Genomic DNA, 26257 nt, shown 5'->3' with positions numbered 1-26257 from the left:
GCGGCTGTTCTGAACCAGCCTGAGCAGGGATGTACCGGTAGATTTTTGGAGTTTTTATGCTCGAACAGGCTCAACGCGTCCTCAAGGACATCTTCGGCTACGACAGTTTCCGTGGCCGTCAGGGTGCAATCATTGAGCGTGTGGCCAGCGGCGGTGATGCGCTGGTGCTGATGCCTACCGGTGGCGGCAAATCCCTGTGTTTCCAGGTGCCGGCGCTGTTGCGCGATGGCCTGGCGGTGGTGGTGTCGCCGCTGATCGCGCTGATGGACGATCAGGTCGCCACCCTCGAAGAACTCGGCGTGGCAGCCGCTGCGTTGAACTCAACCCTGAGCGCCGAACAGCAGCGTGACCTCGCCGCGCGGATCAAGCGCGGCGAAGTGAAGATGCTTTATCTGGCGCCCGAGCGTCTGGTCCAGCCGCGCATGCTGGCGTTCCTGCAAAGCCTGGAAATAGCCCTGTTCGCCATCGACGAAGCGCATTGCGTGTCGCAGTGGGGCCACGATTTCCGCCGCGAATACCTGCAACTCGGCCAGTTGGCCGAGCTGTTTCCCAACGTTCCGCGCATCGCCCTCACCGCAACCGCCGACAAGCGTACCCGCGAAGAAATAGTCGATCGTCTGCACCTGCAGAACGCTGAGCGCTTCCTGTCGAGTTTCGACCGCCCGAACATTTTTTATCGCATCGTGCCCAAGGAGCAGCCGCGCAAGCAGTTGCTGGCGTTCCTTGCCGAGCGACGCAGCGATGCCGGCATCGTCTATTGCCTGTCGCGTAAAAAAGTCGAAGAAGTTGCCGCGTTCCTCAGTGAACAAGGTTTCCCGGCGCTGCCGTATCACGCCGGTCTGCCCAATGATCTGCGCGCCTATCACCAGAAGCGTTTCCTCAACGAGGAAGGCCTGATCATGGTCGCCACGGTGGCGTTCGGCATGGGCATCGACAAGCCCAACGTGCGTTTCGTTGCGCACCTCGACCTGCCGAAATCCCTTGAGGCGTATTACCAGGAAACCGGTCGCGGCGGCCGGGACGGTTTGCCGGCGGATGCGTGGATGGCCTACGGTCTGCAAGACGTGGTGATGCTCAAGCAGTTGCTGCAGAACTCCGAAGGCGACGAGCGCCACAAGCGTCTGGAGCAGCACAAGCTCGACGCCATGCTCTCGCTGTGCGAAGAAACCCGCTGCCGGCGTCAGACCCTGCTGGCCTATTTCGATGAAGACATGCCCGAGCCCTGCGGCCATTGCGACAACTGCGTCGATGGCGTGCAGACCTGGGATGCCACCGAGCCGGCGCGTCAGGCGTTGTCGGCAATTTTTCGCACCGGCCAGCGTTATGGCGTCGGGCATCTGGTCGATGTCCTGCTGGGCAAGGACAACGAGAAAGTCCGCAGCTTCGGGCATCAGCATCTGTCGGTGTATGGCGTCGGCAAGGCCCTGAGCGAGAGCGAGTGGCGCTCGCTGTACCGCCAGTTGGTCGCGCGCGGTCTGGCTGATGTCGATCACGAAGGTTATGGCGGTCTGCGCCTGAACGACAGTTGCCGCCCGTTGCTCAAGGGTGAAGTGACCCTGGAGCTGCGTCGCGATCTCAAACCGCAAGTCACCGCCAAAACCGCCAGCAAAAGCCCGGCCAGCCAACTGGTGCGTGGCGAAGAGCGCGAACAGTGGGAAGCCCTGCGCGCGCTGCGGCGCAAACTCGCCGAAGAACATGGCGTGCCGCCGTACGTCATCTTCCCCGATTCGACCTTGCTGGAAATGCTCCGCAGTCAGCCGACCTCGCTGGCGGAAATGGCCCGGGTCAGCGGCGTCGGCGCGCGCAAGCTGGAACGCTACGGCGACGCCTTCCTCGAAGTGCTCGGCGGCGCGGCCGAGGCGCCGAAACCGGTCGCCGACGTGCGCCACGAACTGATCACCCTGGCCCGCGCCGGCATGACGCCGCTGCAGATTGCCGGGCAGCTGCAGTGCTCGGAAAAGAACGTCTACACGATGCTGGCCGAAGCGATCGGCAAGCAGCAGCTGTCGCTGGAGCAGGCGCTGGATTTGCCGGAAGAGCTGATGGGCGAGGTGCAGGACGCGTTTCTTGACGGGGAGGGCGAGTTGCCGTCGGTCGCTGAAGTGGCTGAGTTGTTTGCCGGACGGGTGCCGGAAGGTGTGCTGTATTGCGTGCGTGCGGCGTTGCAGTCTGAATTCGAGATGTAATCGGGCCGTTCCGATGAGGGTGATTTTGATCTTCAAGCAGTTGTAACGATTCAGTACAGACCGCCACTTGCCTATAACTGCCGCTCATGCTTAGCTGACTAATAATTAGATTTTCCGCATTTTCAGTCTATCCGTGAGTGTTTTATGCCGTTAACCGATCAACACCGCTTTGGCATGCAACTGGCCCAGATGTCTCGTGGCTGGCGTGCCGAACTTGACCGTCGACTGGCCGGGCTGGGGCTGTCCCAGGCGCGCTGGCTGGTGCTGCTGCACCTGGCACGGTTCGAAGATGCGCCGACCCAGCGTGAGCTGGCGCAAAGCGTCGGCGTCGAAGGGCCGACCCTGGCCCGCTTGCTCGATAGTCTGGAAACCCAGGGGCTGGTGCAACGGCAATCGGTAATGGAAGACCGCCGGGCGAAAAAAATCGTCTTGTGCGCGCCGGCCCTGCCGTTGATCGAACAAATCGAAACCATTGCCACGCAACTGCGTCTCGAGCTGTTCGATGGCGTCGACGAGGCGGATCTGAAGGTGTGCATGCGTGTTCATGGGCACATTCTGGGCAACCTGGAAAAATCCTGAGGCACATCCACGTGCCGATTCTTGGAGAGATGGCGCAGAGCCGACTATAAGAACTACTGGGCAATATCGTGTTCGTACCGGATGTGCGAACGCATAGAAGTCGGTTTTGCTTATTTAAGGGATGCTCATGCTCGCAAGTCGGCACGTGGTACTGCGCAGTGGCGCCAAATGGCTGCTGGTCGCTGGCGTATTCAGTTATTCGGCCTGGTCGATGGCCTTGGGGCTGGGTGACATCACCGTTCATTCAGCGCTCAATCAGCCGCTCAAGGCCGACATTACCCTGGTGGACGTCGGCGGGCTGACGCAAAACGATCTGGCGGTGAACCTGGCCACCCCGGACGAATTCGCTCAGGCCGGGGTCGAGCGGGTGTTCTTTCTCAATGACCTCAAGTTCATTCCGATCCTGCACGGCCAGCGCCAGATGATCCGGGTGACGTCGAGCAAGCCGGTCAACGAACCCTTTCTGAATTTCCTCGTGCAGCTCAATCAGCCCAATGGGCGTTTGCTGCGTGAATACACGGTGCTGATCGATCCACCGGGTTCACCGGGGATCGTGCCGGCCACCGATGAGCCTGATCCCCGCGCACAATCCTCGGGCTTTCCCACCGTTGAGCCCGTCACCGCGGTGCAGGCCGCTCAAGGCAAGCGCGAAACAGCACCTGCGGCAAAGCCTGCACCGGTCGATGACAGCAAAGAGCAATTGGCTGCCATCGAGTTGCTGAATCAGCAATTGCAGAAAACCGTCGACGAATTGAATGCGAAGCTGCAAGCGCAGGATGTGCAGATTGCCGACGGCAAGAAGCAGCTCGCTGACCTGCAGACCCGCTTGGCCGAGCTGCAGAAAGCCCCGCCACCCACCGTTGTCACACCCGCGCCGGCGCCAGTGGTCACGCCGGTCGAGCCCGCCGAAGATGGCTTGAACTGGCCTTTGCTCGCCGCGCTGGTGCTTTTGCTGGGCGCCTTGGCAGCGTTGTTCGTGCGCAAACATCGTCAACGGAACCAGCAGCCTCTGGCGCAAATGGCGCCGCTTGCCGAGCCGCCAGGCGACGCAATGGACGCTGCCGAGCCTGCCACGCCTCAAGTCAGTGCCGATCACCGCGAAGAGCCGACAGCCGGGGATGTTCTGGAGGCGGTGGGGATCTATCTCGCCTATGGCCGACTCAACGAGGCGGCAGGATTGCTGCGTGATGCCTTGCACAAAGAGCCCGAACGCCTTGATCTGGGCCTGCAATTGCTCGAAGTGCTCGGACGTCAGGGCGACAGCGAGGCGTATGAGCAACAGGAAAATCACCTGCGCGAACTTGGCGTCGACGAACAGCCGTTACGGGAAACACGCGCCCGCCATCCGAAACTGGCCGGCAGCGCGGCGCTGGCGTCTGCAGTGCCGATTGTCGCGGCCGCGCCTGCGATAGTTGCTCAACCACCGGCCGAGGACGACTTCGAACTGAAGCTGGGCGAATTGTCGATGGAGTCCAGCTGGGACCTCGAAGACACCCGTCAAGCCCCTTCAGCCGAAAACGCCGACCTCGGCGCAGGGCTGGAAGTACTGCCTCAGGATTTCGAGCTGCCCGAACCGACGACCGGGGAAGAAGCGGAGCTTGAGTGGATTCCCGAACCGGATGCACAGCCGCTGGACGATGACTTTCTCAATGAGTTTGCTGATCCCAAGCCTTCGATAGTGCTTGAGCCGTTGGACCTGCAGGCGCCTGAACCTGGCGGCTCGCAGAAGCTTGAACAGGCGCAAACCTGCATCGACGACGGCGACATCGACAGTGCAATCGCACTGCTCAATGAATTGCTCAAAGAGGGCGATGAACCGTTGAAGCAAACGGCGCGCACGTTGTTGGCGGGAATTCGCTGATTTCGGCAGTTTTGTAGCGCATCCGATAACGCTTTCGCGAGCAGGCTCGCTCCCACAGGGAAACGCATTTCAATGTGGGAGCGAGCCTGCTCGCGAAGACTGACTGCCGGGCAACACCGGCCTAGAACGTCTGCCCCAGGTTCAAATAAACCGCCTGCTCATCCGCATCATTCAGGCCATAACTGAAATTCAGCGGCCCCAGCGGCGTATCAAAACCGATGAACACGCTGGCCGCGTTGATGTAGCCGCTGTCGAATTCATTGTCGTTGTTCCACGCCCGGCCGCGTTCCAGCGAGGCGCCGGCGTACAGCGGGAAGTCCAGCGGCAGATAGGCGCGAGGCGTCAGGCGGCGGTAGTACACCGCGCGCATCAGGCTGATGTTCTGCCCGGAAATCGCGTCTTCACGGAAACCCGACAACTGCCGCGCACCGCCGAGCAGGAAGCTCGATGTCACCACATTGGCGTCGTTGAGCGTGCGTCCGTAGCGCCCGCCGAGAATCAGCGTGTCCGGCCCATGGCTCATGGCCTTGTCAATCTTGAAATCCCACTGCCGATAACGCGTATCCGAACCGAGCCCAGGCTCGTACTGCACCAGGGTCAGGCTGATGTCCTTGCCTTCATGCGGGAAGTAAACGTTATCCAGCGAATCGTAGGAATACTTCAGCGCATAGAAACCTTCGTTGAAGTTCTCGCTCGGCAGATCCTGATCACCAATGCGCACATCGGCTTTGCCCCAGGCTTCGCCGACGCCGAAGCGCACTTCACCGTTGTTGCCGATCTGGCGACCGAGGTTAAGGCCGAAACCGTAGCGCTCGACGCGATATTGCGCGATCGGGTCGTTATCCAGCACCGAATCGACGTTCTGCGCTTCGAACGACGCGTACGGCGCGACGAAGTAGCGCGAGCCAACGTCCAGCGGTTGGTAGAACTCGCTGTACAGCTCCTGTTTATCGCCGATCTGTGCGCGAGTCAGCCATTCCGCGCCGAGGCGGTTGATGCCGTTGACGCGGTAGCTGGCGCCGAGGTTGAAGGCGCTGTCGCCGCGCATGTCGTCCGACAGGTTGAGGCCGACCCGCAAGTAATCAGTCCCGCTGCGTTTGCCGCGGGCACTGATCACCAGGGTGTGATCGTTGCCCTTGTGTACCACGCGGTATTGCACCTGTTCAAAATAATCGAGGCCGTACAGCGTGCCCATGTCCGAGTGCAGACGGCCCAGATCCAGCGGCTCGCCGACCGGTTGGCGGATGTAATAGCGGATCACATCGTCGTCGACCTTCGAATCGTTCTCGACGCGGATCGCGGTGATGATCGGCGTGCGCTGGCCGGGTGAGCGCGCGGCGTTGAGTTCGGCGTCCTGGGATTGCTTCGGTTTGAGCACGGCGAGGCGCTTGTCGAGGATGCGCGTCGCGCGATAACCGGCGTCGATCATCTCCTGGGTCTTGCCGAAATCGGTCACGCCGTAGGCGGCCAAGGCGGGCTGGATCAGCACGTCGGTGGCTTTCAGTGCGGCCAGTTGTTCTTCGGAATTGCTGCGAGTCATCAGGGTGATCGACTGATTCAACACGTCGACTACCGTGGTCAGTTGCTTGCGATTGCGCAATGGCGTACCGATGTCGACCACGATGGCTACATCGACACCCATTTGCCGCGCCACATCAAGGGGAATGTTGTCGGTCATGCCACCGTCCACCAGCAGCCGGCCGTCGAGTTCGACCGGGGCGAACACCGCCGGGATCGACATGCTGGCGCGGATCACCTGGGGCAAATGACCTTTGCGAAACACCACTTTTTCACCGTTGGCGATGTCGGTGGCGACGGCGCGGAAGGGGATCGGCAGCTTGTCGAAGTCGCGGGTATCGCTGGTATGTGCCAGCAGGCTCTCCAGCAGCAGCGCCAGGTTCTGGCCCTGAATCACCCCCAGCGGCAGGCCGAGGCTGCCGTCGTCGCGGAAGCTGAGTTTCTGTTTCACCAGAAAATCGCGGTCGTCCTGCTTGCGCCGGAACGGCACGTCTTCGCGTGGTGGCGCGTCGGACAGCGCCGCTTGCCAATCGATGCTCAGCGCGAGTTTTTCCAGCTCATCGACCTTGTAGCCCGAGGCGTACAAGCCGCCCACGACGGCGCCCATGCTGGTGCCGGCGATCGCGTCGATCTTGATGCCTTGTTCTTCCAGCGCCTTGAGCACGCCGATATGCGCCAGCCCGCGCGCCGCACCGCCGGACAGCACCAGACCGATTTTCGGTCGCGGCGCTTCGCTGGCGTGAACGAAAAATGGCAGGAAACCAAGCAGCAGGCAGAACAGCAAACGGCGCATTGTGAGTCTCGGGGCAAGCGATAAAGCCGGCTATTATAGCGGCGCCCTCTGTCTCAGGAGTTTCAGCGAACATGACTGTCGCAAAAGCAGAAGTTGTCATTACCTATTGCACGCAATGCCAATGGCTGTTGCGCGCCGCGTGGCTGGCGCAGGAGCTGCTCAGCACCTTCGGCGACGACCTCGGCAAAGTGTCGCTGGTGCCGGGCACTGGCGGAGTCTTCCACATCAGTTGCGATGGCGTGCAGATCTGGGAGCGCAAGGCTGACGGCGGTTTTCCCGAGGCCAAGGTGCTGAAACAAAGGGTTCGTGACCGAATCGACCCGGAGCGCGACCTCGGCCACAACGACCGCACTCAGTGAGACGCGGCCTCGGCGGCGACGGCTTTCTTCTCGGCATGCCCTGACATCCGCGCTGAGACGACGATGGCGACAATGATCAGCGCGCCGCCCAGCAACATTCTCGGTGTCGGGTTCTCATCGAACAGCAGCCAGGCAATGGTGATGCCGTAGACCGGCTCCATCGCGAACACCACCGCCGCCGTGCGCGCCTTGATCACCGCCAGACTGGCGACGAACAGACTGTGCGCAACTCCGGTGCAGAACACGCCGAGCAGGGCGATCCACAACCAGTCCAGTGCGCGCACTGCACTCAGTTGCGGCGCCGCGACCGGCAGCAGACACAGCGCCACCACCACGTTCTGGCACAACGCCGCCTGCACCGCCGGAATTCGCCCGGAGCTGGCGCGGTTGGTCAGCGACAGCAGCGAAAACAGCAGGCCCGATAGCACCGACCAGAGCAGACCGATGGTCGCGCCGCTGCCCAGATCGAACGCCGGAGTCACCAGAATCAGGCCAACACTGACCAGCAGCACCAGCAGCATCTCGTTGGCGCGGATGCGTTCGCGAAAGATCAGCCCTTCGAGAATCACCGTGAAGGCCGGGAAACTGGCAAACCCCAAAGTCGCGATAGCGACGCCGGCGACTTTCACCGAGAGGAAAAAACTCACCCAGTGCCCAGCCAACAACACGCCGCTGAGCGCGAGGCGACGCCAGTCCACGGCCTGGAGTTTTTGCCAGCCGTGCTGACTGGCGAAGCGGGCAAAGAAGGCCAGGGCGAGTACGGCGAACGCGGCACGACCAAAGACGATCACCGCAGGCGAGGCGGCAGCGAGTTTGCCGAACACACCGGTCAGGCCAAACATCAGAGCGCCGATGTGCAGGGCGCCAAGGGCGGTACGCGGAGTCATTGCGATCCTTTTATTTCAAATAGGTGGGACTTGATCGTTCCCACGCTCTGCGTGGGAATGCCTCCGGGGACGCTCTGCGTCCAGTGACGCGGAGCGTCACGGGCTGCGTTCCCACGCAGGAGCGTGGGAACGATCAATCATCTGCGGCAGCTACTGCATTGAACCGCGGATCGCCCGGTAAATCTGTCGCCAGGCTAGCGACTTTTGTCGCAGGAGTCGCGGCGCAACTGACGCGGCGAAGCGCCGAACTCACGCAGCACCGCAGCAGAAAAGGCACTCTGCGAGGCATAGCCGACACGGCTGGCGATTTCGCCGATCGGCAGCGGTGTGTCGCGCAGCCATTGCACCGCCAGATGCAGGCGCCGGCTGCGGATGTAATCCATTGGCGTCTGCCCGCACTCAGCCATGAAGCGTGCATGCAACCGTGCGCTGGACAACCCGGCAACCCGTGCCAGGTCGGCGACTTGCAGCGGATAAGCGGCGTATTGCTCGATATGCGCATCCAGCGCGGCATAGGGCAGGCGACGAGCGGCGAGTTCGGCAGGCCGCGCGTGGTTCAGGCTGGCCAGCAGCAGCACCGCGCCTTGTTGCGCAATCAACGGATCGGCGACCGGGCTGTTTGCCAGCCAACTGACCAACTGGCTTTGTCCCGCATCCAGCGACAACCGCCCCGGCTGATCGAGCATGCGGCGACTGGCGTCGGCATGCTGACCGAGCGAATCCGTCAGCCACCCTCCGTCGGGGACGTCGAGCACCAGACAGCGGCTGCCGCCGGGGCTGCCACAGGCGTGATGAGCGCCGGTCGGGATCACCACAAAGCTTTGCTGGCGCACCTGGCTGCCGCAACCTTCAACCTCGAAATCCAGCGCACCGGACAGCCCGAATACCAATTGCGCGTGGTCGTGAATGTGCACGATCAGGTCGTGGGTGTAGTGACGCAAGGTGAGGATCGGTCGCATGGCAGGCAGTCTCCGCAGTGGCCGCCAGTCTACACCGCCGCCATCAGGATGCGTTGTCACAGGACTGACTTGCGCTTGTCATGGTCGATTCACCGGGCCGGTGCACGATGGCGAAAACATCGCAGAGGGTTGTCCATGACCAGCGCCGAGCTCGCCAGACCCAGCCGCAAGCAACGGGTGCGAACCCTTTGGATTTCCGACGTGCATCTGGGCACGCGCGATTGCCAGGCGGAACACTTGTCGAAGTTTCTCAAGGGTTATCACGCCGACAAGATCTACCTGGTCGGCGACATCATCGACGGCTGGAAACTGCGCGGCGGCATGTATTGGCCGCAGGCGCACACCAACGTGATCCGCCGCTTGCTGACCATGAGCAAGCGCGGCACCGAAGTCATCTACGTCACCGGCAACCACGACGAATTCCTGCGCCGCTATTCGAAACTGATTCTGGGCAATATCCAGTTGGTCGACGAGGCGGTGCACGTCACCGCCGACGGTCGTCATCTGCTGGTGATTCATGGCGATCAGTTCGACGTGATCACCCGTTACCACCGCTGGCTGGCGTTCCTCGGCGACTCGGCCTACGAATTCACCCTGACACTCAATCGCTGGCTCAACCACTGGCGGGCGCGTTATGGCTATGGCTACTGGTCGCTGTCGGCGTACCTGAAACACAAGGTCAAGACCGCGGTGAGTTTCATCAGCGACTTCGAAGAAGCGATCGCCCATGAATGCGTGAAGCGCGAGTTGCATGGCGTGGTCTGCGGGCACATTCACCATGCCGAGATTCGTAAAGTGGGCGAGGTGGATTACCTCAACTGCGGCGACTGGGTGGAATCGTGCACGGCGTTGATCGAGCACTGGGATGGCACGATCGAGCTGTACCGGCTGGCGGATGCGCAGGCGCGCGAGGCGCAGCTCAAGGCGGCAAAGGTCACCGAACTCGCCTGATTCTCGGGTGGTTGAGAGGGCCTCATCGCTGGCAAGCCAGCTCCCACAGGGTTCCTGGGTGCACACAAAATGTGTGAGAGATCCAATTCTCTGTGGGAGCTGGCTTGCCAGCGATGGGGTCAGAACAAACAACATCAAACCGTGGTGTGTTCTTCCATTGCGGCTTTGTAGATCGAGTTCTTCGGCTGCGCAAACAGCCGCTCCATCATCGGCTCAAAGAAACTTAACGGCAGCGTGTCATACGCCGGATCAAATGCCGCCGCATCGTACTTGGCGCAGAACTCGGCCGTCGCCTGAAACTGCGGATGCTCCTTGAACTGCTCACGCAGGTGCCGATCCATGCCCAGGTGATGAAAGAAGTAATACCCCTGAAATACCCCATGCTTCTCGACCATCCACAGATTTTCGGCGCTGACGAACGGCTTGAGAATCGCTGCAGCGATGTCTGGATGGTTGTACGAGCCGAGGGTGTCGCCGATGTCATGCAGCAGCGCGCAGACCACATATTCCTCATCGCGGCCATCACGAAACGCACGGGTCGCGGTTTGCAGCGAGTGGGTCAGGCGATCCACCGGAAAGCCGCCGAAGTCGCCTTCGAGCAATTTCAGATGGGCGACGATCCGTGCCGGCAATTGCCTGGCGTAGGCACTGAAATCCGTGGCGATGATCGCCCAGTCTTCCTCAGTGCCGTCTTTCATGTGGGTAAAGCGGGCAGTGGCATTCATGGGCAGACCCTCCTTCAGAACGCTACGCGACCCAGAATCATGTCGCGGTACATGACGAAGTCACCGAGCAGGCTGTACAACGGATGCTGGAAAGTCGCCGGTCGGTTCTTTTCAAAGAAGAAATGCCCGACCCAGGCGAAGCTGTAACCGGCCAGCGGCAAGGCCAGCAACAGCAGCCACGCGCCTTTGGCGATGCTCAGGGCGAGAATGAAGATCACCAGCGAAGTGCCGATGAAATGCAGGCGGCGGCAAGTGCTGTTGCTGTGCTCGGCGAGGTAATACGGGTAGAACTCGGCGAAGCTGTTGAATTGCTTTACGTTTTCCACGACTGCGGTCTCTGTGGTTATTGTTCTGGCGACGAGTTGTGCGGCGGGTAGCGTATTTGAGTCTAGAGTGATCATGGGGGTGGGCCAGTGACAATCGGCGCCACTTTAGTATCCTTCGCAAATCGGGCCGTAACATGCGGCCCATCATGTATAAGAAAAACGCCATGAGCGAACGAACGACTTCTGCAAGCTGGGCGATGGGGATTGTCAAAGCGCTGGAGATGGACGGCCTGGATTGCCGGGTTCTGTTCAAGCAACTGGGGCTCGATTACGCAGCGCTGGATGATCCGGATGCGCGTTTTACGCAAGACTCCATGACCCGGCTCTGGCAACGCGCGGTCGACCTGTCCGGCAACCCGGCGATCGGCCTGAACATGGGTAAGGTGGTGCGACCGGCCTCGTTTCATGTCGCCGGTTATGCGCTGATGTCGAGCAATACCCTGGCCGAAGGTTTTCAACGGCTGGTGCGTTATCAGCGCATCATCGCCGAAAGCGCCGACCTGAGTTTTCGTCTGCTCGATGAAGGTTACGGACTGATTCTGACGGTGCACGGCGATCATCTGCCGCCGACCCGGCAAAGCGCCGAAGCTTCGCTGGCCTGTGCACTGGCCCTGTGCGGCTGGCTGAGCGGGCGCCCGCTGCATCCGGTCAAAGTGTTGGTGCAGGGCGACCAGCCCGCCGATCTCGAACCTTATAAACAAGCCTTCCACGCGCCGCTGGTGTTCAACGCGCCGTACGACGCGCTGATCTTCAAGCGCGCCGACATGGAAGCGCCGCTGCCCACCGCCAACGAAGCGATGGCGTTGCTGCATGATCGTTTTGCCGGGGAATATCTGGCGCGGTTTTCCGAGAGCCGCGTGACGCACAAGGCGCGCCAGGTGCTGTGCCGCTTGCTGCCGCAGGGCGAGCCCAAGCGCGACACCGTGGCGCAGACCCTGCATCTGTCGCAGCGCACCTTGCAGCGCCGGTTGCAGGAGGAGGGCACCAGTTTTCAGCAGTTGCTTGATGACACTCGCCGCGAGCTCGCTGAACAGTATCTGGCGCAACCAAGCATGACCTTGCTGGAAATCGCCTACCTGCTGGGCTTCGCCGATCCGAGCAACTTCTTTCGCGCTTTCCGTCGCTGGTTCGACACCACGCCCGGCGACTACCGGACGCGGTTGCTGCAGGCAACAAACGCGGTCAGTGACGCCAGAACGCCGGAATACACAGCACAAATACCGTAATGATCTCCAGTCGGCCGAGCAGCATGCCCGCCGACAGAATCCACTTGGCCGCATCCGGCAGGGTGGCGAAGTTGCCAGCCGGGCCGATGGTTTCACCCAGGCCCGGGCCAACGCCGGACACGGTGCTGGCGGCGCCTGTCAGCGCGGTCATCCAGTCGACGCCGAGCAAGGACAGCAGCAGGGCGATCACGCAGATGGTGATGGCGAAGAAAAACGAGAAAGTCAGAATCGAGCGCACGATCTCTTCGTCGAGGCGGTGGCCGTTGTACTTCTGCTTGATCACCGCTCGTGGGTGGATCAGCTGATTGAGGTTGGCCTTGAGCAGAATATAGGCGACCTGAAAGCGGAAAATCTTGATCCCGCCCGCCGTCGAGCCGGAACAGCCGCCGATAAAGCCCAGATAGAAAAACAGCATCAGCGAAAAATTGCCCCACAGGCTGTAGTCGCCGAGGGCAAAACCGGTGGTGGTGACCACCGAGGTCACGTTCAGCGCCACATGCCGCAGGGCTTCGAGCCAATGGAGCTTGGTGGTCCACCAGTACCAGGTGCCGAGCACCAGCCAGGTCACCAGCAACATCGCCAGCAAACCCTGCACTTGTTGGTCGCGGAGCAACGCTTTGCGATTGCCGCGCAAGGTCGCCACGTACAGGGTGAACGGCAGGCTGCCGAGAATCATCACGACAATCGCCACCCAATGCACCGCCGGCTGCGTCCATTTCGCCAGCGACTGGTCGGACGTGGAAAAACCGCCGGTGGAGATCGCCGACATCGCGTGGTTGATCGCATCGAACGGGCTCATCCCCGCCCACCAGAACGCCAGGCTGCCGAGGATAGTGATGCCGACGTAAGCCGCCACGATCAGCCGCGCCACCATGTGCGAGCGCGGCATGACTTTCTCTGAACGGTCCGAGGATTCGGTCTGGAACAGGCGCATGCCGCCGATACGCAGCAGCGGCAGAATCGCCACTGCCATGCCGATAAAGCCGATGCCGCCGATCCAGTGCAACAGCGAGCGCCACATCAGGATCCCCGGCGACATGGTGTCCAGGCCGTTGAGCACGGTGGAACCGGTGGCGGTGATGCCCGACATGCTTTCGAAGAACGAGTCGGTGTAGCTGATGTGCTGGGTCAGCAGAAACGGCAGTGCGGCAAAAATGCACACCACCAGCCAACTGCTGACAGTCAGCAGATACATGTCTCGCGGGCGCAGGTGAACGTGTTCCGGACGGCCGGGAATCACCAGTGCGAGGCCGGCGACGAAGGTGATCATGCTCGCCCAGAGGAACGACGGCAGGTCGCTGGTGCGCTCGAAAATCACCAGCGTGGCCATCGGCACGACCATGGCCACAGCCAGGGTTATCAGGAAAATGCCGATGATGAAACCAATGGTCCGTAAGGTCGGCAACGCCATGAAATCCGCTCGGGCTGATGGGGGAAGGGCGCCATTCTACCCGCGGGGCAGGGCATGTAAACCGGCAGGCGCTGCGCAGTTAAAGCTAGAATAGCCGCACATTTTTCAAAGGAGGTGGCCGATGCAGGCTCTCGACGCGTTGCTCAACCGTGTTTCCGTTCCCCGCCTGGTCGAACCGGCCCCCACTGCCGAGCAGCGCGAAGCCCTGTTTGGCGCCGCCCTGCGCGCGCCGGATCACGGGCATCTGCAGCCGTATCGTTTCCTGACCGTTGAAGGCGCCGCGCGTGAGCAAATGGGTGAGTTGCTGGCCGAAGCTGCGCAAATGCAGGCCGGCGAAGTCACCGAAGCAATGATCGACAAGGCCCGCAACGGCCCGCTGCGGGCGCCGCTGGTGGTGGTGGTGATTGCGAAACTGCAGGAACACGTCAAATACCCCAAAGCCGAGCAATTGCTTGCGGCCGGGTGCGCGGCGCACGGGATTTTGCTGGCGGCGTATGCGCAGGGGATTGGTGCGGTGTGGCGGACTGGGGATCTGGCGTATTCCAGTCATGTGGCAAAAGGCTTGGGGTTGGCAGAAGGCGAAGAAGTCATCGCATTCTTGTACCTTGGCACCCCGCAGAAAGAACCGCGGGTGGCGGAGAAGGTTGATCTGAGTCAGTTCGTCAGTGCCTGGCCCGGTAACGCCTGAAGATCAAGAGCACCCTCACCTAGCCCTCTCCCGGAGGGAGAGGGGACTGATTGGGGGATGCTATAGAACTACGTCGAAATGAGCCGTCTTCGCTGAATCCACAATCGATTCAGGCGCAGGACGTGTTGTTTCCGCGAATCCATAATCGACTCAGACGCAGGAAGTGTTGTTTCTGCGAATCCAGAATCGACTCGGTTTATCAGGTCGACGTGGAACGTAAGACGCCTCGGTCAGCCCCCTCTCCCTCCGGGAGAGGGCTGGGGTGAGGGTAGCTTTCAGGGCTGCACCACCGCCCCAGGCACCAGCGGCAATTCCAGACTCGCGACAAACCCGCCCTGCGGATGATTGGCCAGCGTCAGCGTGCCGCCATGCCGCTCCGCCGCCCGCTTGGCAATCGCCAGCCCCAGCCCATGTCCCGCGGCCGTCTGCCCCGGCGCCCGGTAAAACGGCTCGGCCAACTGACTCAGATGCTCAGCCTGCACCCCCGGCCCATGGTCGCGCACGCTGATGACAATCCGCTCGCCCTGACGCCAAGCCTGCAAATCAATCGGCTGCTCCGGCGGATTGAAGCGCTGAGCATTGCGCAGCAGGTTGTCGAGCGCACGCTCGATCATCGTCGGCCAGCCTTTCAGGTTCAGCTGCGGCTCAGCCTCCAGGCGCACGGTCTGCTCGGGCGAGCCCAGCTGCGCGTCCTTCTGCAAGGCACCGAGCAGGGCATTCAGGTCGACCTCTTCAGCACTGGCGTTGTCGGCGTCGACCCGCGCCAATACCAGAATCTCACTGATCAACGCTTCCAGCCGATCACATTCGCGGGTCAGCCGTGGCCAGAGCTTTTCCCTTTCTTCCGGGTTCGCCCGTTCGGCCAGCGCCAGGGCAATGCGCAGCCGCGCCAGCGGTGAACGCAATTCGTGGGACACGTCGCGCAGCAATTGCCGTTGACTGCCAATCAGGCTCTGCAAACGCGCGCCCATGCGGTTGAAGTCGGTGGCAAGGACGCCGAATTCATCGCGGCGGTTAGCCAGTTTGGCCAGGCTGTTTTGTTGATAGGTGGTTTGCCCCAGATCATGCACCGCACCGCGCAAACGGCTGAGCGGGCGGGTGATCGAGAACGTCACGAGCAGACTGAACAGGGTCAGCACGACCAACGCGATGCCCAGCGCACTCAACGGCCAGAGCAGGCTTTCGCGGTGCCAGGCATCGAGTTCCGGGTGGGGTATGCGGTAGATGAACAGGTAGGTGTCACCGGTTTTTTCACTGGTGATTTCATCGGTCAGGCGCCGCCACGGCAAGCGGCGGTCGTCGTTGTTCTGCCGCGCTTCGAACGCGGCGGCGCGGCGCGGGAAAGTGCCGCGTACGACCGGATCGCCGGTTTCATTGAGCACTTGAACGTCGATGTGATACTGGCGCTTGCGCTGTTCGAGAATGTTCTGCGCGGCTTCCTCGCCCTGAGCTTCGTAGGTTTGCGTCCATTCACTGGCCAGGGTATTGAGGCCGGGATGGCGGCTGAGAATCCACGCGTCCTGGTTGAGCATGTGCCCGAGCAGAATCGACAGCCCCGCGACCAGAGCAATAGCCAGCCAGAAGCTCGCGAGAATACGCCAGAACAGTGAACGCACAGAAAGTCCTCAAAACAAACACACCGATCAAATGTGGGAGCGAGCCTGCTCGCGGAAGGCGTAGTGTCAGTCAATACATCTCTGGCTGATACACCGCCTTCGCGAGCAGGCTCGCTCCCACATTCGATTTGAATGGAACAGGCCCGACGGGGTCAGCCGTCGGGCCCAGGGTCAAACCATTATTGCGCTTTTTGCGCCTGCTGCGCTTTCCACGCTTTGAACTCGGCCCACTCGGCACGGCGTTCAGCGCGCTTTTTCTGGATCTCGTCGAACTGCTTCTGTTGTTCCGGTTTCAGCAGGGCACGAACATCGGACTCGGCTTTCTTGTGGTTGGCCGCAATCTCGTCCTTCATGGCTTTCTGATCCGCCGGCGAGAGTTTTGCCAGGTACTTGTCGACCACTTGCTTACGCTCGTGCATTTGCTCGCCCATGATCTTGCGGATCTGCTCGCGCTGTTCGCGGGTCAGGTCGAGCTGGCTGTACGGGCCCTTGCCATGCATGCCGCCGTGCATCTGACCACCGTGGCGCGGACCGTCAAGCGGGCCACCCATCGGGCCCCCGTCCTGTGGCAGGGCCATGGCCACGGTTGGCAGAGCGGCAGCGAACATCAGAGCGATAAGAGTCTTGCGCATGGTGTATCTCCTTGTCTCGTTCCCGGTACGTTCCGGATGAGTGCAGATTACGCAGATCAAGGTCAGCGGCGGTCAGGGCAGCGTAAAGCTTGGGTAAAGACGCTTTGTCATCGAGCTGACATACCCGGGGGCTTGAAGATCTAAAGCAACGTCAAAAGCCCCTCACCTAGCCCTCTCCCGGAGGGAGAGGGGACTGACCGTGCGGGATGCGAGAGCTACGCCCACGTGCAACACCGAGTCGAACACAAATTTTCAAAGCCAACCAAAATCGGCTCCCTCTCCAGGGGGAGAGGGCTGGGGTGAGGGGAAAATCCACCACAAATCCCAAGCCAACCGCTCCGCTCTTCACCACTCAACAATGAGCGTTAGCTCGAGTGCCCTTGATCTTGATCTTGCCTAACCAGCGACATCGGAAGGCTGAGTGGAGGGATTGATCCGGGCGTGGGAGCGCAGCGACCGTCTGGCGCAGCCAGACACAGCGGAAGGAGGTGCAGCGAAGCAAACCGTAGCCGCTGCGCCCGGATCGATCCCGGAGCGAAGGGACCCGAGCTTGCGAGGGCCGAACGCAGGAGCAAAGCCTTTTCGTTCCTTTTTGGCGTCTGAAAAAGGGACTCGCCGTAAGGGCGAAACCGCCAGCAGCCACACTCGAAACAACGGATATGCCCCCAAAACCCCAACCAAACAAAAACCATCGCCAGCTCAGGCCACGAGCGCCGATTCAAAGGCTGTAGTAATAACCCCGACTCCGCAACGCAACGATCCGCGGCCGTCCGTCCGGGTGAGGGCCGATCTTCTTGCGCAAGTTGCTGACATGCATGTCGAGGCTACGGTCATACAGAGTCAGCTTGCGGCCAAGGGCGATCTGCGCCAGTTCCTGCTTGTCCAGCGGCTCGCCAGGCTGCTTGAGCAAGGCTTCGAGCAAACGGCTTTCAGAGACGGTGAGGGTCTGCTCTTTTTCATCGATGCTGACCACACCGCGCACCGGGCTGAAACTCAAATCACCCAGCTCAAGCTGCGTCGACACCGCGGCCGGGTGACTGCGGCGCAACACGGCGCGCAGGCGTGCAGTGAGTTCGCGCGGATCACAAGGCTTGGCCAGATAATCGTCGGCGCCCAGTTCCAGACCGAGAATGCGGTCCAGCGGCTCGCCGCGGGCCGAGAGCATCAGCACCGGCAGATCGGCGTGATCGTTGCGCAATTGCTTGAGCAGTTCCAGACCGCTGCCGTCGGGCAGCATCACGTCCAGCACCACCGCCGCCGGAGCGGTTTCAGCCAAGGCCTTGCGGGCACTCTGGCCATCGTGGCAGGCGCGCACCTGGAAGCCTTCCTGGCTCAACCAGCTACTCAGGAGTTCGCACAACTCCTGGTCATCATCAATCAATAACAGCTCGCTCATGACTCACTCAATTTAGCCATTGCCGACGTTTTCGGCTTGCTCCACTGGCAAAGATACCGCAGAGCAGCGCCAATAGCGCTACCCCCGCGCCCGTGACGAACCACTGTTGCTGATCGGTCAGCAAACGCGGCAGCGGACTGGCCTGCGCTTCCTTGAGTTGCAGCTTCAGGCGCTGGTTCTCCTGGCGCAACCGGGCAAGCTGGGCGCTTTCACGAGTGTTGTCGGCATTTTGCAGTTGTTTGCTCAGTTCTTCTCGTTGTTGCTCGCTGGCCTTGAGGCGCTGCTGCAACTCGGTGATCTGGCTGCCGGCACTCAGCGAAAATGGCGTGGAACTGCCGCCATCAGTGATTTCCTCACCATGGGCGGGCGCCATGATCGACAACGTGACCCACATCAGACACAACGGACCCTTGCGCATCGCGACACCTGTTTGCAATGGATATTGGGCAGGTTGTCGGCAGGCGAACGAGAATAATGAGCGATTGAGAACGCGATGAACCGACAAGGTTCATCGCGCGGGGGCAGGCTTAAGGCAGGACTTGCTTGAACGGCTTGACCACGACATTGGCGTAGACGCCAGCGGCGATGTACGGATCGGCGTCCGCCCAGGCCTGCGCGGCGCTCAGCGAGTCGAATTCGGCGACGATCAGGCTGCCGGTGAAACCCGCTGCGCCCGGATCATTGCTGTCGACCGCCGGGTGCGGGCCGGCGAGCACGATGCGGCCTTCGCCCTTGAGCGCTTGCAGGCGTTCCAGATGCGCCGGGCGCGCGGACAGGCGAGCTTCGAGCGAGTTGGCGACGTCGGTGGCAATGATGGCGTAGAGCATGTCAGTCCTCGGTTTTTGGTGTTGTGGTATCGGCGTCGTGCAGGTGACGTGACAGATAGATGCCCTGGGCGACCAGGAACAGCACGGTCATGCCCAGGCTGCCGAACACCTTGAAGTCGACCCAGATGCTCTGGAAGGTGAAGGCGACGAACAGGTTGGCCGCGCCGCAGAACAGGAAAAACCCGATCCAGGCGATGTTCAGGCGCGTCCAGACCGGATCCGGCAGGGTCAGCGCGTGGCCCATGATGCGTTTGATCAGCAGGCGGTCACCGATGAAGTGGCTGCCGATGAAGGCTGCAGCGAACAGCCAGTTGACCACCGGCGCTTTCCATTTCAGGAAGGTTTCGCTGTGGAAGGCCAGCGTCAGGCTGCCGAACACCAGGCAGGCGATCAGGGTCAGCCATTGGCTCTTTTCCAGCTTGCGCTGCTTGATGAACAGCGCGCCGTAGACCACCAGCGAGCTGATGATCAGCATCGCCGTGGCGCTGTAAATTCCGCCTACGGTCACTTGTTGGCCAGCGATATCGACGACCCGGGGATCAAGTTTGTAAACGATGAAAAACAGCAGAAGCGGGATGAAATCGATGAATTGTTTCACAGTGAGAGCCAGAAGCTGGATGTGGCGGCATAATAACAAACATATGGGCGCGCGATAGCGCCAGCTGATTTGAGGTTACAACTCCCCGTGAATGTTGATTTGCACTGCCACAGCACGGCCTCCGATGGCGCCCTGGCGCCTGCGGTTCTGGTTGCGCGTGCGTTTGAAAACGGCGTGCAAGTCCTGGCGTTGACCGACCATGACACCCTCGAGGGCCTCGCCGAAGCGCGCACGGCCGCTAATGAGCTGGGCATGCAACTGATCAACGGTGTCGAATTGTCCTGTACCTGGGGCGGGGCGACCATTCATGTGCTGGGCTACGGTTTCGACGTCAACGCTGCGCCGTTGGTCGAAGCGATCGCCAGATTGCACGATGGTCGCTGGCTGCGGTCGGAAGAAATAAGCCGCAAGCTCGCCCTCAAGGGCATGCCCGGTGCCCTCGACGGCGCCCGGCAAATCCAGCAGGAACTGGGCGACAGCGGCAACGCCCCGGCCCGTCCGCATTTCGCCGACTGGATGGTGCGTGAAGGTTTTGTAAAGGATCGCGCCGAGGCATTTCGCAAATGGCTCGGCGCCGGCAAGCTGGGTGACGTCAAATTGCACTGGCCGACACTGGAAGATACCGTCGGCACGCTGCGCGCCGCCGGTGCCTGGGTCAGCCTGGCGCACCCGTGGCACTATGATTTCACCCGCAGCAAGCGCCGCAAGCTGATTGCCGACTATATTCAAGCGGGCGGGCATGCCATTGAAGTGGTCAATGGCTATCAGCCTGCGGAACAGGTGGGCAGCCTGGCGATCCTTGCCCGTGAGTTCGGTCTGCTGGTCAGCGCCGGCAGTGACTTCCATGGCCCTGGCGGCTGGTCCGAGATCGGCCAGTACCGGCCGGTTCCCGAGGACCTTCCACCCCTGTGGTGTCGGTTCAAACATGACCCAGTTATTGCCGCCGTCTGAACAGGTAGAGAATGTGAGTCAATTTTTCCAGATCCATCCGGAAAACCCGCAAGCGCGCCTGATCAAACAGGCGGTCGAGATCATTCGCAAGGGCGGGGTGGTGATCTATCCCACGGACTCCTCCTACGCGATCGGTTGCCAGATCGGCGACAAAACCGCCATCGAGCGTGTGCGCCGTTTGCGTCAGCTCGACGAAAAAAACAACTTTGCGCTGATCTGCAGCGACCTGTCGCAATTGGGCAACTACGCGAAGATTGATACCGGCACGTTCCGTATTCTCAAGGCGCATCTGCCGGGCCCGTATACCTTTATTCTCAACGCGACCCGCGAAGTGCCGCGCCTGCTGCTGCATCCGAAGAAGCGCACCATCGGCCTGCGCGTGCCAAGCCATCCGATCGCGCTGGCGCTGCTGGCCGAACTGGGCGAGCCGCTGATGAGCGTGACGCTGATCATGCCCGGCGATGAAGACCCGCTCAGCGATCCGTACGAAATGCGCCAGTTGCTCGAACATCAGGTTGATCTGATCATCGATGGTGGTTTTGGCGGCATCAAGGCGTCCACGGTGATTGACCTCACCGGCGACGACCCGGAAGTGGTCCGCGTCGGTTGCGGCGATCCGACGCCGTTCATGGTCGAAGCCTGAATGTCCGCAGTGGAAACCGTCGTCGATCCCCAGGCCGGCGCCCAGCAGGAGTTGCCGTTTGCCATGGTCTATGGCCAGGCGGTCATGGAAATGCCGCTGGATCTGTACATTCCACCGGATGCGCTGGAAGTCTTCCTCGAGGCCTTTGAAGGCCCGCTCGACCTGCTGCTGTACCTGATCCGCAAACAGAACATCAACATCCTCGACATTCCAGTGGCGGAAATCACCCGCCAGTACATGGGCTATGTCGAGTTGATGCAATCGGTGCGGCTGGAGCTGGCTGCCGAGTATCTGGTCATGGCGGCGATGCTCGCCGAGATCAAATCGCGCATGCTCCTGCCGCGCGCCGAAACGGTCGAAGACGAAGAAGACGACCCGCGCGCCGAACTGATCCGGCGCTTGCAGGAGTACGAGCGTTTCAAGGCCGCTGCTGAAGGCATCGATGGCCTGAGCCGCGTGGGCCGCGATGTGATCGTGCCCAAGCTCGATGCCCCGGAAGCGCGGGCGCGCAAGCTGTTGCCCGACGTGGCGCTGGAAGAGATCTTGATGTGCATGGCCGAAGTACTGCGCCGTGGCGACATGTTCGAAAGTCACCAGGTCAGCCGCGAAGCGCTGTCGACCCGCGAGCGCATGAGCGATGTGCTGGAACGGCTCAAGGGCGGCGGTTTCGTGCCGTTTGTCGAGCTGTTTACCGCCGAAGAAGGACGCCTCGGTGTGGTGGTGACCTTTATGGCGATCCTTGAACTGGTCAAGGAATCCTTGGTCGAGCTGGTGCAGAATGAGCCGTTCGCCGCGATCCACGTGCGAGCCCGAGCCGAATAACGAGTCCTTGTATGAACCTGACTGAACCCCGCGAGCTGGCGCCCCTGCTTGAAGCCTTTCTGTTGGCCTCGGGAAAACCGCAATCGCTTGAGCGCCTGTATGAACTGTTCGAAGAAGGCGAGCGGCCGGAACCCGCAGTCTTCAAGAAAGCCCTGACCCTGCTGGGCAAGTCCTGCGAGGGCCGCGCCTTCGAGCTTAAGGAAGTCTCATCGGGTTACCGCTTGCAGATCCGCGAAAAATTCTCACCGTGGGTTGGCCGACTCTGGGAAGAGCGCCCGCAACGTTATTCCCGCGCCTTGCTCGAAACCATCGCGCTGATTGCCTATCGTCAGCCCATTACTCGTGGCGAGATCGAAGACGTGCGTGGCGTGGCGGTCAACAGCAACATCACCAAAACCCTGCTCGAGCGTGAGTGGATCCGCGTCGTCGGCTACCGCGACGTACCGGGCAAACCGGCGATGTTCGCCACCACCAAGGCGTTTCTTGATCACTTCAACCTGAAGAACCTCGAAGACCTGCCGCCGCTGGCCGAACTGCGCGAGATGGAAGCCGAACCAGTTCTCGATTTCGACGACGCGCCGGTGCCGCAGAGTCTGCAGGAACTGGCCGACGCCAGTGCCGAGCCGGAAGAAGAAAAAGAGGAAACCAGTTTCCACAGCCTGCTGCTGGAACTGGACAGCATGGAGGAGGGGATCAAGACCGACTTCGATGATTTGCTGCGCGATGCCGTGGATGGCGAAGCATCGCTCAGCGAGCCAGCGCCGACCCCCGACGTTGAACTCGAAGCCGAGCCTGGAGCCGAAGCTGAAGACGACGTTCTGGGTGTCGCCGAGGCCCGCGAGAAACTCTTGGACGCTGTCGCGGCCCTCGAACAGCCGGAACCGGAACTCAGCGAAGAAGAAGCCGAAGCCCGCGCACTGGCCGAAGCCATCGAAGCTGAACGGCGCGAATTCGAGGACTGATGCAAATCTCTGTGGGAGCGGGCTTGCCCGCGATTGCGGTGGGTCAGACCCAATGATGTTGACTGACACTCCGCTATCGCGGGCAAGCCCGCCCCCACAGGGTTTGATGTGTTCTGGAGAGGATGATGAGTTCCACCAAAGACCCGTGCATCAGCCTGTGCAAATTCTCCGACGACATCTGCCTCGGCTGTGGCCGCAGCAAGCGTGAGATCAAGGCCTGGAAAAAACTCGACAAGGACGACAAGCGCACTGTGCTCGCCGAAGCCGCGTTGCGCCTGATCAAACTGCGCGGTGCCGGTCGGCGGAAAAACAAATAACCGGCGATCGATCAGCTAGTCTCTGATGCGCAATGCCGTACATCCGCGTATGATTCGCGACCCTTCGCCGATCCCTTCGGCCGAAGACCAGATTCCAATGCTTCAGGCGCCGCCTGAACAGACCACACCGGGAGGTGCCCAGATGAGTGACATCAATCAGAAAGACGACCAGGAAATCGGCCCTGCAGGCGAAAAGCTGCAGAAGGTCCTCGCGCGTATCGGCGTCGGCTCGCGCCGTGACGTCGAGTCCTGGATCAGCCAGGGCCGCATCAAGGTCAATGGCAAAGACGCCACCCTCGGCCTGCGCGTCGACATGCATGACGCCATTACCATTGATGGCAAGGTGATCAAGCGCGAAGAAGCCGCCGAGTCGGTCCGCCGCGTGATCATGTACAACAAGCCCGACGGCGAAATCTGCACCCGTGACGACCCGGAAGGCCGTCCGACCGTGTTCGACAAGCTGCCACGTCCGAAAGAAGGCCGCTGGATCAACATCGGTCGTCTCGACATCAACACCACCGGTCTGCTGATGTTCACCACCGACGGTGAACTGGCCAACCGCCTTATGCACCCGTCCTACGAGATGGACCGCGAGTACGCCGTGCGTGTACGCGGTGAAGTCGACGACGAGATGATCGAGCGTCTGAAAGCCGGCGTGGTGCTGGAAGACGGCCCGGCGCGTTTCACCGACATTCAACAGGCACCGGGCGGCGAAGGTTTCAACCACTGGTACCACTGCGTGGTCATGGAAGGGCGTAACCGTGAAGTGCGTCGTCTGTGGGAATCCCAGGGTCTGGTGGTCAGCCGCCTGAAGCGCGTGCGTTTCGGTCCGGTGTTCCTCAACTCCGACCTGCCGATGGGCCGCTGGCGCGAAATGAGCCAGTACGAAGTCGACGTGCTCAGCGCTGAGGTCGGCCTGACCCCGGTGGCGATGCCGCAGTTGAACGCCAAGAGCAAGGACAAACTGGAACGCATGCAGCGTAAATCGTCGCGGCCGATGGCCAAGACCGAGCGCGTGCGCACCCTGCGTCCTGCCGCTGGCGCGCCCACCGCGCCGCGCCCGAGCCGTGAGCCGCAGATCGAAGGCGAGCGCCCAGGTCGCAAGCCAGTGGCCCGTGACGGCGAGCGCGCACCGCGTCCGGCCAATGGTCGTACCGAGCGTGGCGAAGGTCGTGCACCGGCCGGTCGCGGTACGCCAGTGGCGGATCGTCCGGCGGACACCACCAACAAGCGCCCGGCCAAACCGGCGCCGAAGCGTCCCGGGATCAAACTGGTCGACGGCGACAAGCCTTCGGGCAAGCGCCGTGGCGCCCCGGCAGGTTCCGGTCAGCGTCCGGGTTTCGGTCGTCGCAAGCCGGAATAAAGACAGCTGCAAGTTTTAAGCTGCAAGCTGCAAGTAGAAACGCCAACCTTTGAGGTTGGCGTTTTTTTGCTCTTGATTTTTGCTTTGTGCTTGCGGCTTGAAACTTGCCGCTTGCAGCTGCTCTTAAAACACAAATCGCCCATCAAACACCGGTTTGTCATCCAGTGCCAACACCCCACCCGAAAAGATCAGGTCCAGGTGATGACTGCCCTTGGCCCCGCCACCCAGGCCCAGGTGCAGGCCGCAATGCCGCTCTTCAAACCCGGCATTGCGCGCGTACAGGTCTTTCACGCCTTCATTGGTGCCAATCCCCAACTCCTCAATCCGTCGGTTCGACGGGTTGGCGTCGAGGTATTTGTTGAAATCATGCTCCAGCCCCGGCACGTCAGTGGCGATGCGGCTGATGGTCGAGTTTTCGATCCACAGCTCCAGGGGGGATTCGAGCACGCCGTACTTGCGCGCAAACGGAATGGTGCTGAGGAAGGTGCCCTTGAATTTCACGTGGCCGTTGATGGCTTCGCTGTGCGTGGCGATCTCGCCAGGGGCCAGGTCGAAGTTGCCGACGCCGTTGATGTCGGTCCATTTCTTGATGCTGCTCAGCGGCGTTTCAAACCATGAGCCGTCGTCGTCCTTGAAACTCAGCGTCGTCGCCTGCGACATGCGCTGGATCAAATGGCTATTGAGCCCGGCGATACGCTGTGGCGTGACGCTGAAGGTGTCGTAGAAATAATCGCCGTAATCCTTGAACAGCAGCGACTTCTTCCAGTTTTGCGCCATCACCGCTTGCAGCGCGCGGACGAATTCCGGGCCGTCGGGGCGCGGGTTGGGCAAAGTCGAAGAGTCGTAGAAGAAAATGTACAGATCGCTGTCGGCAATCGCCTCGGCCAGCGCTGTGGTGCTTTCCAGGTCCAGACGGCGGGCGCTGAAGCGAAAGCGCGGATGCTCGCCGGCCTGTTCGGCGATGGCACCGGTCAGGGCTTCGTAATCGGCGGTGTGGCCGAGCAATACCTTTGCCGAATCAAGGCCGGCAAGGGCAGGGTGATGTTCGAGGTAGTAAAGGAAATGCGAGATGGCGCGGGGCTTGTCCATGAGTCCTCCCTGACTGACCGGGAAATGAAGCGGCAGACACGACCGGCCGGACCGTGCCTGCCCGGGGATGTCTTACAGAGGCCACATCGCCGTGCCGAACGGCACGACCGCATCGGCTTGCATCATTTCCACGGCGGCCTCATGGGTCGGTGCTTCAAACCATTCGTCCAGTTGCAGTTCGGTATCCAAGTCTTTTTCCAGTGCTTGCATGGTCGATCTCCTAGATGACTTTCACGGTTTATGACTGGCCGGTCGAGGTGGCCGGCAAGACGTGAAAAACCTAGTTCAGCGGCTTTTGTAATGCAAAAAATTATCCATTTAATTTTTAAATAGACTTTTTGTTCTGTTTTTAACGGCGGTTTTTCTTGTTTGAAAACAAAAAACTGCAAGGCCGATTTCATTAGCAAGCTAGCTACCGTCAATTTGCAGACGTCCTACGGATTGTTCTGAAATGGAAGCTTTGCGTTACGCCCTGTCAGGGAATATTTACGAAAATCAGCGCCAAACCGCCTGAATGATCAGCAAGCGAAGCGCTGTAAGGACAACCTGCCGAACGCCGTCCCGCCGGGGGC

Annotated in this window: 27 protein-coding genes; 13 read left to right on the top strand and 14 right to left on the bottom strand. The window is 61.1% G+C overall.

Going from position 1 to position 26257, the window contains the following annotated elements:
* Positions 1 to 56 precede the first annotated feature (56 nt).
* The 3 genes from recQ (at position 57) to M0746_RS18115 (ending at position 4626) form a co-directional block, all read left to right on the top strand.
* A complete protein-coding gene (gene recQ, locus M0746_RS18125; RefSeq protein ID WP_208938289.1) occupies positions 57 to 2186 on the top strand; it encodes a DNA helicase RecQ in 2130 nt (709 codons plus the stop codon).
* A 144-nt stretch (positions 2187 to 2330) separates the two neighbouring features.
* Positions 2331 to 2765, top strand: coding sequence for a MarR family transcriptional regulator (locus M0746_RS18120; RefSeq protein ID WP_208938288.1), 435 nt, complete (start codon positions 2331 to 2333; stop codon positions 2763 to 2765).
* Positions 2766 to 2892: 127 nt separating this feature from the next.
* The gene (locus M0746_RS18115) at positions 2893 to 4626 is read left to right on the top strand and encodes a FimV/HubP family polar landmark protein (RefSeq protein ID WP_258450112.1); all 1734 of its coding nucleotides are present in this window, start codon (positions 2893 to 2895) and stop codon (positions 4624 to 4626) included.
* A 121-nt stretch (positions 4627 to 4747) separates the two neighbouring features.
* On the opposite strand, the gene M0746_RS18110 is transcribed toward M0746_RS18115, so the two are convergent.
* Positions 4748 to 6937, bottom strand: a complete 2190-nt coding sequence (locus tag M0746_RS18110) for a patatin-like phospholipase family protein (protein ID WP_258450111.1) — start codon at positions 6935 to 6937, stop codon at positions 4748 to 4750.
* 71 nt (positions 6938 to 7008) lie between these two features.
* On the opposite strand from M0746_RS18110, the gene M0746_RS18105 reads away from it, so the two are divergent.
* A complete protein-coding gene (locus M0746_RS18105) occupies positions 7009 to 7296 on the top strand; it encodes a SelT/SelW/SelH family protein (protein WP_208938285.1) in 288 nt (95 codons plus the stop codon).
* Here the strand turns inward: M0746_RS18105 and M0746_RS18100 are convergent.
* Entirely contained in the window at positions 7290 to 8183 is an 894-nt protein-coding gene (locus M0746_RS18100; protein WP_208938284.1) for a DMT family transporter, read from the bottom strand. The genes M0746_RS18105 and M0746_RS18100 overlap by 7 nt on opposite strands.
* A 194-nt stretch (positions 8184 to 8377) precedes the next feature.
* Complete coding sequence (locus tag M0746_RS18095; protein ID WP_258450110.1) at positions 8378 to 9142, bottom strand: AraC family transcriptional regulator; 765 nt, start codon at positions 9140 to 9142, stop codon at positions 8378 to 8380.
* A gap of 135 nt (positions 9143 to 9277) precedes the next feature.
* Here M0746_RS18095 and M0746_RS18090 point away from each other — a divergent pair, with 135 nt between their 5' ends.
* Positions 9278 to 10093 (top strand): UDP-2,3-diacylglucosamine diphosphatase, encoded by an 816-nt coding sequence (locus M0746_RS18090; protein ID WP_093103584.1) that lies wholly within the window; start codon positions 9278 to 9280, stop codon positions 10091 to 10093.
* 134 nt (positions 10094 to 10227) lie between these two features.
* On the opposite strand, the gene M0746_RS18085 is transcribed toward M0746_RS18090, so the two are convergent.
* Both M0746_RS18085 and M0746_RS18080 read right to left on the bottom strand, forming a co-directional pair.
* Positions 10228 to 10818, bottom strand: coding sequence for an HD domain-containing protein (locus tag M0746_RS18085; RefSeq protein WP_258450109.1), 591 nt, complete (start codon positions 10816 to 10818; stop codon positions 10228 to 10230).
* 14 nt (positions 10819 to 10832) lie between these two features.
* The gene (locus M0746_RS18080; RefSeq protein ID WP_208938280.1) at positions 10833 to 11144 is read right to left on the bottom strand and encodes an Mpo1-like protein; all 312 of its coding nucleotides are present in this window, start codon (positions 11142 to 11144) and stop codon (positions 10833 to 10835) included.
* A gap of 164 nt (positions 11145 to 11308) precedes the next feature.
* On the opposite strand from M0746_RS18080, the gene M0746_RS18075 reads away from it, so the two are divergent.
* Entirely contained in the window at positions 11309 to 12370 is a 1062-nt protein-coding gene (locus M0746_RS18075; RefSeq protein ID WP_222703790.1) for an AraC family transcriptional regulator, read from the top strand.
* Here M0746_RS18075 and M0746_RS18070 read toward each other — a convergent pair.
* Positions 12327 to 13781, bottom strand: coding sequence for a TrkH family potassium uptake protein (locus M0746_RS18070; RefSeq protein WP_208938279.1), 1455 nt, complete (start codon positions 13779 to 13781; stop codon positions 12327 to 12329). The genes M0746_RS18075 and M0746_RS18070 overlap by 44 nt on opposite strands.
* Before the next feature lie 121 nt (positions 13782 to 13902).
* On the opposite strand from M0746_RS18070, the gene M0746_RS18065 reads away from it, so the two are divergent.
* Entirely contained in the window at positions 13903 to 14469 is a 567-nt protein-coding gene (locus M0746_RS18065) for a nitroreductase family protein (protein WP_258450108.1), read from the top strand.
* Between the two features lie 275 nt (positions 14470 to 14744).
* On the opposite strand, the gene M0746_RS18060 is transcribed toward M0746_RS18065, so the two are convergent.
* The 6 genes from M0746_RS18060 to M0746_RS18035 form a co-directional block, all read right to left on the bottom strand.
* Positions 14745 to 16085 carry a HAMP domain-containing sensor histidine kinase gene (locus M0746_RS18060; RefSeq protein ID WP_258450107.1) on the bottom strand — a complete coding sequence of 447 codons (1341 nt, stop codon included), beginning with the start codon at positions 16083 to 16085 and terminating at the stop codon, positions 14745 to 14747.
* Positions 16086 to 16264: 179 nt separating this feature from the next.
* Entirely contained in the window at positions 16265 to 16717 is a 453-nt protein-coding gene (locus M0746_RS18055; RefSeq protein ID WP_258450106.1) for a Spy/CpxP family protein refolding chaperone, read from the bottom strand.
* A gap of 718 nt (positions 16718 to 17435) precedes the next feature.
* Positions 17436 to 18113, bottom strand: coding sequence for a response regulator transcription factor (locus M0746_RS18050; protein WP_208938276.1), 678 nt, complete (start codon positions 18111 to 18113; stop codon positions 17436 to 17438).
* A 7-nt stretch (positions 18114 to 18120) separates the two neighbouring features.
* The gene (locus M0746_RS18045; protein WP_090282308.1) at positions 18121 to 18531 is read right to left on the bottom strand and encodes a translation initiation factor 2; all 411 of its coding nucleotides are present in this window, start codon (positions 18529 to 18531) and stop codon (positions 18121 to 18123) included.
* A 109-nt stretch (positions 18532 to 18640) separates the two neighbouring features.
* Positions 18641 to 18940, bottom strand: coding sequence for a YciI family protein (locus M0746_RS18040; protein WP_258450105.1), 300 nt, complete (start codon positions 18938 to 18940; stop codon positions 18641 to 18643).
* Position 18941: 1 nt separating this feature from the next.
* A complete protein-coding gene (locus tag M0746_RS18035; RefSeq protein ID WP_208938274.1) occupies positions 18942 to 19538 on the bottom strand; it encodes a septation protein A in 597 nt (198 codons plus the stop codon).
* Positions 19539 to 19625: 87 nt separating this feature from the next.
* Between M0746_RS18035 and M0746_RS18030 the strand changes: the two genes are divergently transcribed.
* The 6 genes from M0746_RS18030 (at position 19626) to rluB (ending at position 24596) form a co-directional block, all read left to right on the top strand.
* Complete coding sequence (locus M0746_RS18030; protein WP_208938273.1) at positions 19626 to 20489, top strand: PHP domain-containing protein; 864 nt, start codon at positions 19626 to 19628, stop codon at positions 20487 to 20489.
* 13 nt (positions 20490 to 20502) lie between these two features.
* Positions 20503 to 21132: an L-threonylcarbamoyladenylate synthase gene (locus tag M0746_RS18025; RefSeq protein ID WP_258450104.1), complete on the top strand. Its 630-nt coding sequence runs from the start codon at positions 20503 to 20505 to the stop codon at positions 21130 to 21132.
* Positions 21133 to 21255: 123 nt separating this feature from the next.
* On the top strand, positions 21256 to 21954 hold the full coding sequence (locus tag M0746_RS18020) for a segregation and condensation protein A (RefSeq protein WP_172828192.1): 699 nt from the start codon (positions 21256 to 21258) through the stop codon (positions 21952 to 21954).
* 11 nt (positions 21955 to 21965) lie between these two features.
* Positions 21966 to 22916: an SMC-Scp complex subunit ScpB gene (gene scpB / locus M0746_RS18015; protein WP_258450103.1), complete on the top strand. Its 951-nt coding sequence runs from the start codon at positions 21966 to 21968 to the stop codon at positions 22914 to 22916.
* 125 nt (positions 22917 to 23041) lie between these two features.
* Entirely contained in the window at positions 23042 to 23233 is a 192-nt protein-coding gene (locus tag M0746_RS18010; RefSeq protein ID WP_090282312.1) for a DUF1289 domain-containing protein, read from the top strand.
* Positions 23234 to 23375: 142 nt separating this feature from the next.
* Positions 23376 to 24596: a 23S rRNA pseudouridine(2605) synthase RluB gene (gene rluB, locus M0746_RS18005; protein ID WP_090282313.1), complete on the top strand. Its 1221-nt coding sequence runs from the start codon at positions 23376 to 23378 to the stop codon at positions 24594 to 24596.
* Positions 24597 to 24719: 123 nt separating this feature from the next.
* On the opposite strand, the gene M0746_RS18000 is transcribed toward rluB, so the two are convergent.
* Together M0746_RS18000 and M0746_RS17995 are read right to left on the bottom strand one after the other, a co-directional pair.
* Complete coding sequence (locus M0746_RS18000; protein WP_258450102.1) at positions 24720 to 25685, bottom strand: leucyl aminopeptidase; 966 nt, start codon at positions 25683 to 25685, stop codon at positions 24720 to 24722.
* A 72-nt stretch (positions 25686 to 25757) separates the two neighbouring features.
* On the bottom strand, positions 25758 to 25895 hold the full coding sequence (locus tag M0746_RS17995; protein WP_003222780.1) for a hypothetical protein: 138 nt from the start codon (positions 25893 to 25895) through the stop codon (positions 25758 to 25760).
* Positions 25896 to 26257 lie beyond the last annotated feature (362 nt).

The organism is Pseudomonas sp. S11P7 (assembly GCF_023195435.1).
In the GTDB taxonomy this organism is placed as follows: Bacteria; Pseudomonadota; Gammaproteobacteria; order Pseudomonadales; family Pseudomonadaceae; genus Aquipseudomonas; species Aquipseudomonas fluorescens_G.
Note: the sequence above shows the minus strand (reverse complement) of the source record. Positions and strands in the feature narration are given on the sequence as shown.

What these genes read in the sequence shown, in the direction of transcription:
- M0746_RS18090 (WP_093103584.1), top strand. Translation starts at nt 9,278, where the DNA reads ATGACCAGCGCCGAGCTCGCCAGACCCAGCCGCAAGCAACGGGTGCGA.
- M0746_RS18070 (WP_208938279.1), bottom strand. Translation starts at nt 13,781, where the DNA reads ATGGCGTTGCCGACCTTACGGACCATTGGTTTCATCATCGGCATTTTC.
- M0746_RS18110 (WP_258450111.1), bottom strand. Translation starts at nt 6,937, where the DNA reads ATGCGCCGTTTGCTGTTCTGCCTGCTGCTTGGTTTCCTGCCATTTTTC.
- M0746_RS18100 (WP_208938284.1), bottom strand. Translation starts at nt 8,183, where the DNA reads ATGACTCCGCGTACCGCCCTTGGCGCCCTGCACATCGGCGCTCTGATG.
- M0746_RS18120 (WP_208938288.1), top strand. Translation starts at nt 2,331, where the DNA reads ATGCCGTTAACCGATCAACACCGCTTTGGCATGCAACTGGCCCAGATG.
- M0746_RS18105 (WP_208938285.1), top strand. Translation starts at nt 7,009, where the DNA reads ATGACTGTCGCAAAAGCAGAAGTTGTCATTACCTATTGCACGCAATGC.
- M0746_RS18010 (WP_090282312.1), top strand. Translation starts at nt 23,042, where the DNA reads ATGAGTTCCACCAAAGACCCGTGCATCAGCCTGTGCAAATTCTCCGAC.
- M0746_RS18055 (WP_258450106.1), bottom strand. Translation starts at nt 16,717, where the DNA reads ATGCGCAAGACTCTTATCGCTCTGATGTTCGCTGCCGCTCTGCCAACC.
- M0746_RS18085 (WP_258450109.1), bottom strand. Translation starts at nt 10,818, where the DNA reads ATGAATGCCACTGCCCGCTTTACCCACATGAAAGACGGCACTGAGGAA.
- scpB (WP_258450103.1), top strand. Translation starts at nt 21,966, where the DNA reads ATGAACCTGACTGAACCCCGCGAGCTGGCGCCCCTGCTTGAAGCCTTT.
- M0746_RS18115 (WP_258450112.1), top strand. Translation starts at nt 2,893, where the DNA reads ATGCTCGCAAGTCGGCACGTGGTACTGCGCAGTGGCGCCAAATGGCTG.
- M0746_RS18065 (WP_258450108.1), top strand. Translation starts at nt 13,903, where the DNA reads ATGCAGGCTCTCGACGCGTTGCTCAACCGTGTTTCCGTTCCCCGCCTG.
- M0746_RS18045 (WP_090282308.1), bottom strand. Translation starts at nt 18,531, where the DNA reads ATGCGCAAGGGTCCGTTGTGTCTGATGTGGGTCACGTTGTCGATCATG.
- M0746_RS18095 (WP_258450110.1), bottom strand. Translation starts at nt 9,142, where the DNA reads ATGCGACCGATCCTCACCTTGCGTCACTACACCCACGACCTGATCGTG.
- M0746_RS17995 (WP_003222780.1), bottom strand. Translation starts at nt 25,895, where the DNA reads ATGCAAGCACTGGAAAAAGACTTGGATACCGAACTGCAACTGGACGAA.
- recQ (WP_208938289.1), top strand. Translation starts at nt 57, where the DNA reads ATGCTCGAACAGGCTCAACGCGTCCTCAAGGACATCTTCGGCTACGAC.
- M0746_RS18050 (WP_208938276.1), bottom strand. Translation starts at nt 18,113, where the DNA reads ATGAGCGAGCTGTTATTGATTGATGATGACCAGGAGTTGTGCGAACTC.
- rluB (WP_090282313.1), top strand. Translation starts at nt 23,376, where the DNA reads ATGAGTGACATCAATCAGAAAGACGACCAGGAAATCGGCCCTGCAGGC.
- M0746_RS18000 (WP_258450102.1), bottom strand. Translation starts at nt 25,685, where the DNA reads ATGGACAAGCCCCGCGCCATCTCGCATTTCCTTTACTACCTCGAACAT.
- M0746_RS18040 (WP_258450105.1), bottom strand. Translation starts at nt 18,940, where the DNA reads ATGCTCTACGCCATCATTGCCACCGACGTCGCCAACTCGCTCGAAGCT.
- M0746_RS18075 (WP_222703790.1), top strand. Translation starts at nt 11,309, where the DNA reads ATGAGCGAACGAACGACTTCTGCAAGCTGGGCGATGGGGATTGTCAAA.